Here is a 13,871-nt window from a genome sequence, read left to right as displayed (position 1 = left end):
ATGACCGAACCTCGCGAACCCCTCCGTCCCGGGCCCGCCGCCGAACCGCTGAGCGAAGGCGAGGTCCTCCCCGCCACCCCGTTGGCCGCAGAGGCCTCCTCGGCACGGATCGACGCCACCCCGCTGGGAATGCCCGCCCGGGTACAGACCGAGACCGCGCCCTCGCTGAACGCCGACAGCCCGGAGACCGTCGAGATCACCTCGAAGAGCCGGCTGATCGTGCGCCGGCTGCTGCGCAACAAGGGCTCGGTCATCGGCATGGGCATGCTGACCGTTGCCGTGGCCTTCACCTTGCTGGGCAACCTGGGCAACGAATTTTCTTACGACCAACAGGACCTGATGAATATCGGGACGCCTCCCGGCGAGGGCGGGCACATCCTCGGCACCAACAGCGGCGGAGTCGACCTGTGGGCGATGCTGGTGCGCGGCACCGGAAAATCACTGATGATCGCCGCCATCGTCGGAGTGTGCGCCCCGATCCTGGGTGCCGCCTATGGCACCACCATCGCTTTCTGGGGCGGCACCCGCGAACGGGTCGGCATGTGGGTGCTCGACATGTTGCTGCTGATGCCCTACTTCCTGCTGATCGCCGTCTTCATGGGCAGCACCGGTGGCAGCGCCGTCCACCTGGCGATCTTCCTGACCATGTTCGGCTGGATGGGTCTGGCCCGTGTGGTCCGCGCCACCACCCAGTCGCTACGGGAACGTGAATTCGTCACCTCGGCCCGCTATCTGGGCGTCTCGGACTGGCAGATCATCCGACGCCACATCATCCCCAACATCGGCTCCTACCTGATCCTCAACATCGTCCTGGGCACCTTCGGGGCGATCATCTCCGAGACCGCGCTGTCCTTCCTCGGCATCGGCGTCCGTGCCCCCGACGTCTCCCTGGGCCAGCTCATCGGGCAGGCCGCCAGTCAGCTGTCGGCGTACCCGTGGCTCTTCTGGGGCCCGGTGGTCTGCCTGCTCTGGCTCACCCTGTCGCTCTCCCTGATCGGCGACGGCCTGCGTGACGCCTTGGACCCGAACAGCAAGTCAGGAGGACGAGCATGACCGCCAGGACGGACAGCACACCCGCAGGTGCGGGATCACCGATCCTGTCGGTACGGGATCTGCACGTACGCTTCGGCTCCGAAGCCGGCTCGGTCCACGCCGTCCGCGGGGTCGACCTCGACCTCCGCCCCGGACGGGTGCTGGGCATCGTCGGCGAGTCCGGGTCAGGCAAGTCGGTGACCTCCCTGGCGATTATGGGTCTGCTTCCGGAAACCGCGAAGGTCACCGGCTCGATCACCTACGGCGGCAAGGAACTGCTGGGGCTGCCGGACCGGGAGATGTCCCGGCACCGGGGCAGCGACATCTCGATGATCTTCCAGGACCCGCTGAGCTCGTTGACCCCGGTGTTCACCGTCGGCGACCAGATCGTCGAAGCCCTCCAGGCGCACAGCTCGATCTCCCGGCAGAAAGCCCGAGCACGCGCCATCGAACTGCTCGACCTGGTGGGTATCCCCAGCCCACGTACCCGGGTCGACTCCTACCCCCACGAATTCTCCGGCGGGATGCGTCAACGCGTGGTCATCGCCATCGCCATCGCGAACGACCCCCGCGTCATCATCGCCGACGAACCGACGACCGCTCTGGACGTGACCATCCAGGCACAGATCCTCGATCTGCTCACCGTCGCCCAGGAGGAGACCGGCGCGGCGGTCGTGATGATCACCCACGACCTGGGCGTGGTCGCCGGGGTCGCCGACGACGTCATGGTGATGTACGCGGGCCGTCCCGTGGAGAAAGGCGTCATCGACGACATCTACCAGCGTCCGAGCATGCCGTACACCGTCGGGCTGCTCGGGTCGATCCCCCGGGTCGACCGGCGGGAGAAGAGCAGCCTGGTCCCCATCGAGGGAAATCCCCCGAATCTGCTGGCCGAACCGACCGGATGCCCCTTCCTGCCCCGCTGCCCGGTGTCCGCCCCGGTGTGCGCCGAACAGGAACCTCCGCTGGCGCAGGTGGCCCCGGACCACCTGACCGCATGCGTACGTTCCCGGGAATTGATCGCATTGCCTGACCCGCGGGCGATCTTCCCGGTGCCCCCGGTGCCCCATGCGGCACTCTCCGACCTGCCCCGGCAACAGCGGGACACCGTTCTGGAGGTCTCCGAGCTGCACCGGCACTTCCCGCTGATGAAGGGGGCCTTCCTGAAACGTCAGGTCGGTGACGTCAAGGCCGTCGACGGGATCGACCTGGACATCGCTGAAGGCGAATGCCTTGCCCTGGTCGGCGAGTCGGGCTGCGGGAAGACGACGACCCTGCTGGAGATCATGGAACTTTCCCCGAAGACCCGCGGGGACATCAAGGTCTTGGGCACCTCGATCCATGAATTACGTAAGAAATCCGAGGTCACTGGGTTGAGGCGCAATATCCAGCTGGTCTTCCAGGACCCGATGGGCGCCCTGGACCCCCGGTTCACCGTCTACGAGATCATCGCCGAACCGCTCCAGGCCTATGGCACCCCGGAGAAGGAATGCCAGGAACGGGTCCGCGACCTGATGGCCACCGTCGGCCTGGAACCGGACCACCTGAACCGTTTCCCCACCCAGTTCTCCGGAGGACAACGCCAACGCATCGGGATCGCCCGGGCGCTCGCCCTCGAACCGAAACTGCTGATCCTGGACGAACCGGTCTCCGCCCTGGACGTCTCCGTACAGGCCGGAATCATCAACCTGCTCGACCGCTTGAAGGCCGACCTGGGTATCTCGTATCTCTTCGTCGCCCACGACCTGGCGGTGGTGCGCCACATCAGCGACCGGGTCGCCGTCATGTACCTGGGCAAGATCGTCGAGATCGGCCAGGTCGACGAGGTCTTCGACAGCCCGACCCACCCGTACACCCGGGCGCTGCTCTCAGCGATCCCCGTGCCCGACCCGGTGAAGGAGCGTTCCCGGCAACGCATCCTTCTCCAGGGCGACCTGCCCAGCCCGTTGGACCGCCCGGTGGGATGCGACTTCGCGACCCGCTGCCCGGTCTTCCTCGGGTTGGACGAGACGAAGCGGCATCAATGCCGCTCGGAAGAACCGCCGCTGGTACCGACCGGCACCGCGGACCACCGACAGGCCTGTTTCTTCCCTGAGGAACAGCTGGTGAGCGCACATGTGCAGGGGCCTCCCCCTCAGTCCGACCTCCCTGTGTCGGAGCCGTCGTCCGAAAGGAGTTCATCATGACCCGCAATCCGTCCCGCACGGCTTTCGCACTGTGCGTCTGCGCTTCACTCACCCTGGCCGGATGTTCCTCCGGCAACAAGGACGGGAAAGCCGGCCCGGAGAAGCAGGACATCAATCAGGCCAGCAAGTTGGTGGCGAACAACCCGAAGGACCGCGGCTCCTTGGAGCAGGGCGGCACTCTGACCTTAGAGATCGGTGACTGGCCGACGAACTACAACGGCTCCCACATCGACGGGAATGGCGCGGAGTATCACGAGATCACCAATGCGACCGATCCGGTCCTCTTCGAGTGGGAGCCGGACGGCAAGATCAAACCGAACAAGGACTACCTGGAGGAGATGCCCAAGTCCGAGACCAAGGACGGCAAACAGGTCATCACCTACACGATGAACCCGAAGGCCAAGTGGAACGACGGCACCCCGATCGACTGGACGGCCTTCGAAGCCTTCTGGAAGGCCTACCGGGCCCCGATGGACAAGGGCGGCTACGGCAATATCTCCACCACCGGTTTCGAGAACATCGCCTCGGTGGCGAAGGGCGACGCCGACAACAAGGTCGTCGTCACCATGGACAAACCCTTCTACCCGGCCCCGGAACTCTTCCAGATCCTGATCCACCCCAAACTGGGTGTCGATGCGAAGACCTTCAACGAGGCGATGAAGACCGAGTTCCACCCCGAATGGCGCTCCGGACCGTTCACTCTGGAGAACATCGACAACCAGGCGAAGACCTTCGTCCTGAAACGCAACCCGAACTGGTGGGGTGACAAACCGCTCCTGGACAAGGTCATCTTCCGGCAGATGGAGGACTCGGCGACCATCCCGGCGTTCAAGAACGGGGAGATCGACGCCACCTCGGTCGGTAACAAGTCCCGCTACCAGCAGATCCAAGGCGCCAAGGACCTGGACATCCGCCGCAGCCAGCGACTGGTCATCGGCGTCAACGTCTTCAACACCAAGGCTGAAGGACTGGCCGATATCAACGTCCGCAAAGCCATGTGGCAGGCCTATGACCGCGAGGAATGGAAGAAGGTCCGCTTCGACGGTCTGAACTGGACGGAGAAGCCCACCGACTCGACGAACTTCTTCACCTTCCAGCCGGAGTACGAACCAGCCATGCCGGTCACCCATTCCGTCGACGACGCCAAGAAGACCCTCGAAGGTGCCGGCTACACGATGGGCGGCGACGGCTTCTACGCCAAGGACGGCAAGAAGGTCACCGTCAAATACACCACCTTCGGCGACGACCCGATGGCTCGTGCCCTCGCACAGACCGTGCAGTCCCAGATGAAGAAAGCCGGCATCGACCTGCAGATCGACCAGCGTCCGGCGGCGTCCTTCAGCGACACGGTGAACAAACGGGAGTTCGGCCTGCTCGCCATGGCATGGAGTTCGACCACAGCCTGGCCGATCGCCAACATCTGCCAGGTGATGTGCACCGACAGCCAGAGCAACTACTCCTCGACCGGCACGAAGGAACTCGACGAACGCATCCGCAAGCTCGGCGCCATCGAAGACCCGAATGCCCAGGCCAAGGAGATGAACGCCATCGAGAAGGAATGGAACCAGCAGTACGGCCAGCTCCCGATCGCGACCTCGCCGCTGATCCTCGCGACCCGTAAGGGCCTGGCGAACTACGGTCCGGCCGCCTTCGCCTTCATGCACCCCCGTTGGCAGGACGTCGGCTGGGAGAAGGGCAGCACCCACAAGTGAGCCCGGACGCCGGCTAGGACCGCACACGGACGATGAGTGCGGCTCTCCCCGAGACCGTCCTCATCGTCCGTTTCCTGGCGCTGACACCCGAATTGTCCGGCCACTTGCCGAAGCGGCTTATGCCAAAATCCCGCGGAGATGGGCTTCCATCCAGCAGAGTTGAGCCCATGACCGAACCGACCTTCCGCACCGTCATCGAACCCTTCCGCATCCACTCCGTCGAACCGCTACGGATGACCACGGCGGACTACCGCCGCCAGAAGGCCGCGGAGGCGTCGTACAACCTGTTCTCCCTGCACGCCGACGACGTCCTGATCGATCTGCTCACCGACTCCGGCACCGGCGCGATGAGCCGCGACCAGTGGGCCGCCATCCAGCACGGCGACGAGAGCTACGCCGGCAGCCCCTCCTACTACCTCTTCCGCGACGCCGTCCGCGACCTCTTCCCCTACGAGCACGTCATCCCCACCCACCAGGGACGGGCCGCCGAGAAGATCCTCTTCGGCGCGATCTGTTCCCCCGGCAAGGTCGTCCCCAGCAACACCCACTTCGACACCACCCGGGCCAACATCGAATTCACCGGCGCCACCGCCCTCGACCTGGTCATCGACGAAGGCCACGACCCCGCCCTCGACCACCCCTTCAAGGGCAACATGAACCTCGACCGCCTCGAGACCCTCCTGTCCGAGCGCGGCGACGACGTCCCCTGCGTGATGATGACCATCACCAACAACTCCGGCGGCGGACAACCCGTCTCCCTGGAGAACCTGCGCGCCGTCTCCGAGATCGCCCACAAGTACAGCAAACCGCTCTTCCTCGACGCCTGCCGCTTCGGTGAGAACGCCTGGTTCATTCGGATGCGCGAAGAGGGACAGGGCGAGCGCGAGGTCGTCGACATCGTCCGCGACATGGCTGCCTGCGCCGACGGCATGACCATGTCCGCCAAGAAGGACCCGCTGGGCAATATCGGCGGTTGGCTCGCCCTCAACGACGACGCCCTCGCCCAGGAATGCCGCAACCTGCTGATCCTCACCGAAGGTTTCCCCACCTACGGCGGCCTCGCCGGACGTGACCTCGAAGCCCTCGCCCAAGGGTTGAAGGAGACCGTCACCCACGACTACCTCAACTACCGGATCACCTCGACCGCCTATCTCGGCAAGGCCCTCGACCAGCTCGGCATCCCCTGCATCAAGCCCACCGGCGGGCACGCCGTCTACATCGACGCCCGCGCCATGCTGCCCCACATCGAACCGTTGAAGTTCCCCGGGCAGGCGCTCGCGGTCGCCCTGTACGAGGTCGGCGGGGTGCGCAGCTGCGAGATCGGCACCGCCATGTTCGGCAAGCAGCCCGACGGCAGTGAGAAACCCGCCGCGATGGACCTGGTGCGGTTGGCCATCCCGCGGCGCACGTACACGCAGAGCCACATCGACTACGTCATCGAGGTCTGCGAGCAGGTGAAGGCGATGGCCGGCGACCTGCCCGGCTACCGCATCGTGGAGGAGCCCCCGGCGCTGCGGCACTTCACCGCGAAATTCGGTCAGCTCTGAGGCACCCCACCCACCCCACCCCCGCGACCTGAGCACCGTACTCGGTGCCCAGGTCGCGGTTAACCCCCGAATAAACCCCCACACACCGCAACAACCGGAACCTGAGCACCGTACTTGGTGCTCAGGTTCCACAAAGGTGGGGAGATGGGGAGGTGGGGTCAACCGTTGAAGGTGCAGGGGTCCGGTCCCATTCGTCCGCCGCGGTCCAGCGCGTCCAGGGTGTCGATCTGTCCGGGGTCCAGCGTGACGTCCACAGCGGCGAGATTCTCCGCCATCCGTTGGGGCGTGGCCGACTTGGGGATGACGATATTGCCCTGTGCCAGATGCCAGGCCAACACCACCTGCGCCGGTGTCGCCCCCGTTTCCTCGGCGATCCGCACGACCGTCGGCTCGGCGAAGAGCTCACTGCCCCGGGCCAACGGGCTCCACGCCTCGGTGGCGATGCCCTGTTCACCGTGGAAGGCCTTCAGTTCCCGCTGTTGCAGGTAGGGGTGCAGTTCGATCTGGTTCACCGCTGGTGCCTGGCCGGTCTCCTCCACCAGGCGGCGCAGGTGCTCCGGTTCGAAGTTGCTGACCCCGGCTGCCCGGATCCGGCCTTCCTCCTGCAGACGCAGCAGAGCCCGCCAGGAGTCGACGTACTTCTCCTTGGCCGGGCACGGCCAGTGGATCAGATACAGATCGACCTGGTCCAGGCCGAGCCGGGAAAGGGAGTCGTCGAAAGCGCGGAGGGTCTCGTCGAAACCGTGCGCATCATTCCACGCCTTCGTGGTCACGAAGATCTCCTCGCGCGGCAGTCCGCTCTCGACGACCGCCCGACCGACACCTTCTTCGTTGCCGTAGAAGGACGCGGTATCGATGCTGCGATAACCCAGCTGCAGAGCCCGGGTGACGCAGTCGGCGGCATCCGCCTGATCGATCTTGTACACGCCGTACCCCAGCCGGGGCATCTCGACGTGTTTTTCCCCCGAGACCAAGGTGCGGGTCGATACAGTCGAAGATCCAGTCATGATGCGACATTACGCTGCAAGCGCCCACCCCCCGAAGGTGGGCTATGTCACGGTCAATTAGGCTGTTCGGCAAACCGCCACCGACCCTCTGGGGACATTAGGCTCCGGGCCATGGCCATCTCCAAAGTGTTGATCGCGAACCGCGGCGAGATCGCCGTGCGCATCGCCCGCGCCTGCAAGGACGCCGGAATCGGTTCCGTCGCCGTCTACGCCGACCCCGACCGCGACGCCCTGCACGTGAAGGTGGCCGACGAGGCCTACGCGCTCGGAGGAGCGACGCCCGGTGACAGCTACCTCGTCCAGGAGAAACTCCTCGACGTCGCCCAGCGTTCCGGTGCCGACGCCGTCCACCCCGGATACGGTTTCCTCGCCGAGAACGCCTCCTTCGCCCAGGCCGTCCTCGACGCCGGGCTCACCTGGATCGGCCCCTCCCCCGCCGCCATCGACGCCCTCGGTGACAAGGTCAAGGCCCGGCATATCGCCACCCGCGCGAAAGCACCCCTCGTGCCCGGCACCAAGGAGCCGGTCCAGGACGCCGAGGAGATCATCGCCTTCGCCCAGGAGCACGGCCTGCCGGTCGCGATCAAAGCCGCCTACGGCGGTGGCGGACGCGGCCTGAAGGTCGCCCGCACCCTCGAGGAGATCCCCGAACTCTTCGAATCGGCTGTCCGTGAAGCGGTCACCGCTTTCGGCCGCGGCGAGTGCTTCGTCGAACGTTTCCTCGACAAACCGCGCCACGTCGAAACGCAGTGTCTGGCCGACGCCCACGGCAATGTGGTCGTCGTCTCCACCCGCGACTGTTCCCTGCAGCGCCGTCATCAGAAACTCGTCGAGGAAGCACCTGCCCCCTTCCTCAGCGACGAGCAGAACGCCGAACTGGTCCGTGCCTCCAAGGCGATCCTCGCCGAGGCCGGGTACGTCGGTGCGGGTACCTGCGAATATCTCGTCGCCCAGGACGGGCTCATCTCCTTCCTGGAGGTCAACACCCGACTCCAGGTCGAGCACCCCGTGACCGAGGAGGTCACCGGCATCGACCTGGTCCGGGAGCAGCTGCGGATCGCCGACGGCGAAGAGCTCGGCTACGACGACCCGCCACTGCGTGGCCATTCCATCGAATTCCGTATCAACGGCGAGGACCCCGGGCGCGGTTTCCTCCCGGCACCGGGCAGCGTGCTGACCTTCCGGCCGCCGTCGGGGCCCGGGGTCCGGCTCGATTCCGGTATCGAACAGGGCGACGTCATCTCCGGACAGTTCGACTCGATGCTCGCCAAACTGATCGTCACCGGAGCCGACCGTCAGCAGGCTCTGCAACGCGCCCGCCGTGCCTTGGCCGAGTTCGAGGTCGAGGGGATGCCCACCGCATTGACCTTCCATCGCGCGGTCGTCGAGGACCCGGCTTTCGCTCCCGCAGATCCGCAGCAACCGTTCAGCGTGTACACCACGTGGATGGAGACCGAGTTCGACAACACCATCGAGCCCTACAGCGGCCCCACCGCCGACGCCGGCGACCCGGAGGCCGAACGGCAGAGGGTCGTCGTCGAGATCGGTGGCAAACGGGTCGAGATCAGCCTTCCCGGTGGCCTTCCTGCCGCTGGAGGTGGCGCAGGCACGGCGAACGGGCCTCGACGCAAGGCGCCTCGCCGGGCCGGTACCGCAGGCCGGGCCGGGGCGAAGGTCGGCGGCGACAGCCTCACCGCTCCCATGCAGGGCACCATCGTGAAGCTGGCAGTGTCCGACGGCGATCAGGTCGCCGAGGGGGACCTCGTGGTGGTCCTGGAGGCGATGAAGATGGAGCAGCCCATCAATGCGCACAAGGCCGGTACGGTCTCCGGGCTGTCCGCGGCCGTAGGAGAGACCGTGTCCAGCGGTGCTGTCCTGTGCGAGATCAAAGGCGAGTCCGCCGAGTAGGGCCCGCTCTCAGATCTTCGACGGCGGGTCGATCGGCCCGGAGGACTGCACCGGGTCGACCTGCACCGGGCGGGGCTTTCCGCCCTCGTCCGCGCCCATCTCGTCGAGGAAGGCCTGCTTGGCCTGCCCGGGAACGCCCAGGGCGTTCTCGACGACGCCCGCACCCTTGGCGACCTGCTCGGCGTACTTCCCGCCGGTGCGTTCGTTGACCACGTCTTCGACCTTGTCGAGCCCGGCGCGAACCTTCTCCGGGTTGTCCTGCGCGAAACTCTTGGCCTTGTTCACGAGGCTAGAGAAATCCATCGTCATCGCTCCTCTCCACCCGGACCGTCGACCTCGACGACCCGATGACCGTTCATCCCTCCACCGAGTGCAGCCGCCTGGCCGCTTCGGCGATCGAACCCGACAACGAGGGGTACACGGTGATGGTGGCGGCGACCTGGTCCACGGTCAAACGCTGTCCGACGGCGAGCGCGATCGGGAAGATCAGTTCGGAGGCTCGAGGGGCGACGACGACGCCGCCGACGACCTGGTTGCTGCCGTTGCGGGCGAAGAGCTTCACGAAGCCGACCTGGACGTCGTCCATCTTGGCTCGCGCATTGGTGGCCAGGGGCATGAGGATCTGCCGGACGTCGTTCGTCGTCTCGGCCTGTGACTGGGACAGGCCGACGGTGGCGATCTCGGGGTCGGTGAAGATGTTGGAGCTGACTCCGCGGATGTCCAGGGGGCTGACGGCGTCGCCGAGGGCGTGGGCCACGGCGATACGTCCTTGCATGGCGGCGACCGAGGCGAGGGGGAGGACTCCGGTGCAGTCTCCGGCGGCGTAGATGCCACGGACGGTGGTGCGGGAGACCCGGTCGACCTTGATGTGTCCGCGGTCGGTGAGGGCGACTCCGGCGGTCTCCAGTCCGAGTTCGGTGGTCCGGGGCACTGATCCCACGGCGAGGAGTGCATGGCTCCCGGTGATCTCCCGGCCGTCTTCGAGCTGGACGAGCACGCCGTCGTCGGTGCGCCGGACGGCGGCCATCCGGGAGCGGTTGAGGACGGTCATCCCTCGTTCGCGGAAGACGTCTTCGATGACGTGGGCTGCGTCCTGGTCCTCCCCGGGCAGCACTCGGTCTCGGGAGGAGACGAGTGTGACGTGGGCCCCCAGTCCGAGGTAGGCCTGGGCGAGTTCGGCTCCGGTGACTCCGGAGCCGACGACGATGAGGTGTTCGGGGATCTGTGGCAGTTCCCAGATCTGTTGCCAGGTGAGGATGCGTTCTCCGTCGGGGCGGGCGCTGTCGGTGGTGCGAGGGGCTGCTCCGGTCGCGATCAGGATCATGTCGGAGCGGTTCTCGTAGGTGTCGCCGTCGAAGGGTCGGATCTGGACGGTCGAGGGGCCGGTGAGTCGGCCTCGTCCGTGGACGACGTCGACGCCGCGGTCACGCAGGCCGGTGGCGATGTCGGTGCTTTGCCGTCTGGCGAGTGTTTTGATCCGGGTGTTCACGGCGGGCAGGTCGGCGTCGAGGACGGAGTCGTTGGCGTGCCGGGCCGGGGAGGAGCCGAGCCGGACTCCCATCTGTTCGGCCTGTCCGACGCGTCCGACGTAGGCCGCGGTGGAGATGAGTGCTTTGCTGGGGACGCAATCGGACAGGACGCAGGCCCCGCCGATGCCGTCGGTGTCGACCACGGTGACGTGGGCTCCCAGCGAGGCCGCGACCAGTGCGGCCTCGTATCCCCCGGGGCCGCCGCCGAGCACTGTCACCCGCTGCTGAGTTTCGTTCACCCCTCCATCCAACCACCTCGACGGGCCGGGTAGCCTGAGTGGCAAGGGCGCTTATGCCTACCGGACCGTCGGCCGGTGGGGTGGGAGGTCGTAGGCTCGGTGCATGGCGGTTCTGCTCCCTTCATCTGACATCGATCCCTTCGAGCTCGCTTCCGCGGCAGCTGCGGTCATCGCCGAGCGCACCGATGCGCCGCGCCATGACGTGGCCTTGGTCCTCGGGTCCGGCTGGGGTCGGACCGGCGACCTCATCGGTGAGACCCTCACGACCATCGACAATGAGGATGTTCCCGGTTTCGCGGCGGCGGCTGTGGCTGGTCATTCAGGCACGATGCGGTCGGTCGCCATCGGTGACACCGGTCGTCGCGCGCTCGTCTTCGGCACTCGTACGCATTTCTACGAAGGACGTGGGGTGCGGGCGGTGGTCCACCCCATCCGCACGGCCGCTGCGGCCGGATGTCAAACTGTCGTAGTTACCAACGGTTGTGGCGGTTTGCGCCCTGAGTGGGCTCCCGGCACGCCAGTATTGATCTCCGACCACATCAACCTGACCGCTTCCTCCCCCATCGAGGGCGCGAACTTCGTCGATCTGACTGATGCCTATTCCCCCCGTCTGCGCGATCTGGCCCGCCAGGTCGACCCGAGCCTCGATGAGGGCGTGTACGTCCAGTTCCGTGGACCGCACTACGAGACGCCTGCCGAGGTCCGGATGGCGAAGACCCTCGGCGGTGACCTGGTGGGCATGTCAACTGCCCTGGAGGTCATCGCAGCACGCCAGGCCGGAATGGAGGTGCTGGGCATTTCGCTCGTCACCAACCCGGCTGCAGGCATCTCTCCCACCCCGTTGTCTCATGAGGAGGTCATCGCAGCGGGCAAGGCTGCGGCTACCCGTTGCGGGAACCTCCTCGCCAGCATCGTGACGCAGATCTGAGCCGCACGAGATCGCCGGATCGCAGGTCACCCTGCACGAGTAAGGAGCACCATGACCGAACCAACGTTGACCCGTCGTTCCCGCCGTAGAGAAACCCCCGTGGAGATAGCCGCGGACGATCTCATCGCCTACGCCCGTGAGTGGATCAAGGATGATCCCGATATCGCCCTGCGTGAGGAGCTCGAAGAGCTCATCGCAGCGACCGAGGCCGGGGAGGCCGAGGCGCTGGCCGATCTGACTCACCGTTTCCACGGTTTGCTGGAGTTCGGCACTGCTGGGCTGCGCGGGGCGCTGGGCGCCGGCCCGAACCGGATGAACAGTTCCGTGGTCATGCGTACCGCTGCGGGTCTCATGAGTTATCTCAACGGCCGGATCGGTCTACCGACCGTGGTGGTCGGTTTCGATGCCCGGTTGGCGTCTTCCCAGTTCGTCCGGGACACCGCTTCGGTGGTGGTCGGCGCGGGTGGTCGGGCTCTGGTGCTGCCCCGCCCGCTGCCTACTCCTGTCTTGGCGTACGCGGTGCGTCATCTGTGCTGTGACGCCGGGGTCATGGTGACCGGCGGACACAATCCGGCGTTGGACAACGGGTACAAGGTCTATGCGGGCGACGGGGCGCAGATCGCTCCTCCGATGGACAGCGACATCCGGCGTCACATCGAACGAGTGCGTCGGGTCGTGGACATTCCTCAGGCCGACGACGGCTGGGAGGTCCTCGGTGACGAGGTCGCTTCCTCCTATGTCCACGCCGTGTCGGCGCTGGTGCCGGTGGGGGCACCTCGTGATCTGCGGATCGTACACACCTCTTTGCACGGTGTCGCCGGGGAGACCTTCAAGGCGGTTCTGCACGAGGCCGGTTTCCCCGCGCCTGCCGTGGTCGCCGAACAGGACGCGCCGGATCCGTCCTTCCCGACCATGGAGTACCCCAGCCCGGACGAGCCCGGAGCCTTGGACCTGGCGATCACGTTGGCCCGGGCGAAGGGTGCGGACATCGTCCTCGCGCACGACCCCGACGGTGACCGTTGTGCGGTCGCCGTTCCGGATCTGACCGTCGAGGAGGGCTGGCGCAAGCTACGGGGTGACGAGGTGGGCGCCCTGCTCGTCTGGGACGCCGTACAACGGGGCGTCCAGCCTGGTGAGGTCTTCGCTCGTTCGCTGGTGTCCAGCCGGTTGTTCGACAAGATCGTCGATGCCGCCGGTTGCGCAGGCAAGGAGACCTTGACCGGGTCGAAGTGGGTCTCCCGGGTGGAGGGTCTTCGTCTGGGCTACGAGGAGTCCTCCGCTTTCTGTCTGGCACCTCAGGTCGTCCGGGACGAGGACGGTATCTCGGCAGGTTTGCTGATCGCGGCGTTGGCGGCCCGGTTGAAGGATCAGGGTCGTACGTTGACCGACGTCCTCGACGAGTTGGAGACCACGCACGGTGTGCACGCCACGGACACCTTCGCCGTGCGGGTGACCGATCCTGCTCTGACTGCGCGGATCATGCACCGCTTGCAGTCGGAAGTCACCTTCGGTGGCACGGTCGCCGGAGTCATGGTGGAACGGACCGAGGATCTCTCGCACCCGGAGGACTCTCTCCCGGCGACCGAGGGAATGCGTTACACCTTCGCCGACGGTTCCCGCGTGGTGATCCGTCCCAGCGGCACCGAGCCGAAGCTGAAGGTGTATCTGGAGACGGTGGTCGCCACGCAGGACACCACCGGGCTCTACACCGCCCGCGACGAGGCGACACGCCGGCTAGCAGCGCTTCGGGCGGCTTTCGAGTCGTTCACCCTCGTCTGAGGAA

The 13,871-nt window shown here is 66.3% G+C and carries 10 protein-coding genes; 7 read left to right on the top strand and 3 right to left on the bottom strand.

The window, feature by feature from the left end; all coding sequences use genetic code 11:
- The 4 genes from DX923_RS03415 to DX923_RS03400 all read left to right on the top strand — a co-directional run bounded on the left by DX923_RS03415 (position 1) and on the right by DX923_RS03400 (position 6,477).
- Positions 1-1,053 carry an ABC transporter permease gene (locus tag DX923_RS03415; protein WP_116112703.1) on the top strand — a complete coding sequence of 351 codons (1,053 nt, stop codon included), beginning with the start codon at positions 1-3 and terminating at the stop codon, positions 1,051-1,053.
- Positions 1,050-3,218: an ABC transporter ATP-binding protein gene (locus DX923_RS03410; RefSeq protein WP_116112702.1), complete on the top strand. Its 2,169-nt coding sequence runs from the start codon at positions 1,050-1,052 to the stop codon at positions 3,216-3,218. Before DX923_RS03415 ends, DX923_RS03410 begins: the two co-directional genes overlap by 4 nt.
- Positions 3,215-4,930, top strand: a complete 1,716-nt coding sequence (locus DX923_RS03405) for an ABC transporter family substrate-binding protein (RefSeq protein WP_116112700.1) — start codon at positions 3,215-3,217, stop codon at positions 4,928-4,930. Before DX923_RS03410 ends, DX923_RS03405 begins: the two co-directional genes overlap by 4 nt.
- Before the next feature lie 167 nt (positions 4,931-5,097).
- Complete coding sequence (locus tag DX923_RS03400; RefSeq protein ID WP_116112699.1) at positions 5,098-6,477, top strand: tryptophanase; 1,380 nt, start codon at positions 5,098-5,100, stop codon at positions 6,475-6,477.
- A gap of 158 nt (positions 6,478-6,635) precedes the next feature.
- Here DX923_RS03400 and DX923_RS03395 read toward each other — a convergent pair whose 3' ends face one another.
- Positions 6,636-7,484: an aldo/keto reductase gene (locus DX923_RS03395; protein ID WP_162872753.1), complete on the bottom strand. Its 849-nt coding sequence runs from the start codon at positions 7,482-7,484 to the stop codon at positions 6,636-6,638.
- Positions 7,485-7,595: 111 nt separating this feature from the next.
- Between DX923_RS03395 and DX923_RS03390 the strand changes: the two genes are divergently transcribed.
- Positions 7,596-9,392: an acetyl/propionyl/methylcrotonyl-CoA carboxylase subunit alpha gene (locus DX923_RS03390; RefSeq protein ID WP_116112697.1), complete on the top strand. Its 1,797-nt coding sequence runs from the start codon at positions 7,596-7,598 to the stop codon at positions 9,390-9,392.
- A gap of 9 nt (positions 9,393-9,401) precedes the next feature.
- Here the strand turns inward: DX923_RS03390 and DX923_RS03385 are convergent, their stop codons facing one another.
- A complete protein-coding gene (locus DX923_RS03385) occupies positions 9,402-9,695 on the bottom strand; it encodes an antitoxin (protein ID WP_162872752.1) in 294 nt (97 codons plus the stop codon).
- Between the two features lie 52 nt (positions 9,696-9,747).
- Positions 9,748-11,160, bottom strand: coding sequence for an NAD(P)H-quinone dehydrogenase (locus DX923_RS03380; RefSeq protein WP_116112694.1), 1,413 nt, complete (start codon positions 11,158-11,160; stop codon positions 9,748-9,750).
- 103 nt (positions 11,161-11,263) lie between these two features.
- On the opposite strand from DX923_RS03380, the gene DX923_RS03375 reads away from it, so the two are divergent.
- Complete coding sequence (locus tag DX923_RS03375) at positions 11,264-12,088, top strand: purine-nucleoside phosphorylase (protein WP_116112693.1); 825 nt, start codon at positions 11,264-11,266, stop codon at positions 12,086-12,088.
- Positions 12,089-12,139: 51 nt separating this feature from the next.
- Complete coding sequence (locus DX923_RS03370) at positions 12,140-13,867, top strand: phospho-sugar mutase (RefSeq protein WP_240322721.1); 1,728 nt, start codon at positions 12,140-12,142, stop codon at positions 13,865-13,867.
- Positions 13,868-13,871: the final 4 nt, after the last annotated feature.

This window comes from Austwickia chelonae, from assembly GCF_003391095.1.
Taxonomy (GTDB): domain Bacteria; phylum Actinomycetota; class Actinomycetes; order Actinomycetales; family Dermatophilaceae; genus Austwickia; species Austwickia chelonae_A.
This window is presented reverse-complemented; position numbering and strand designations above follow the sequence as displayed.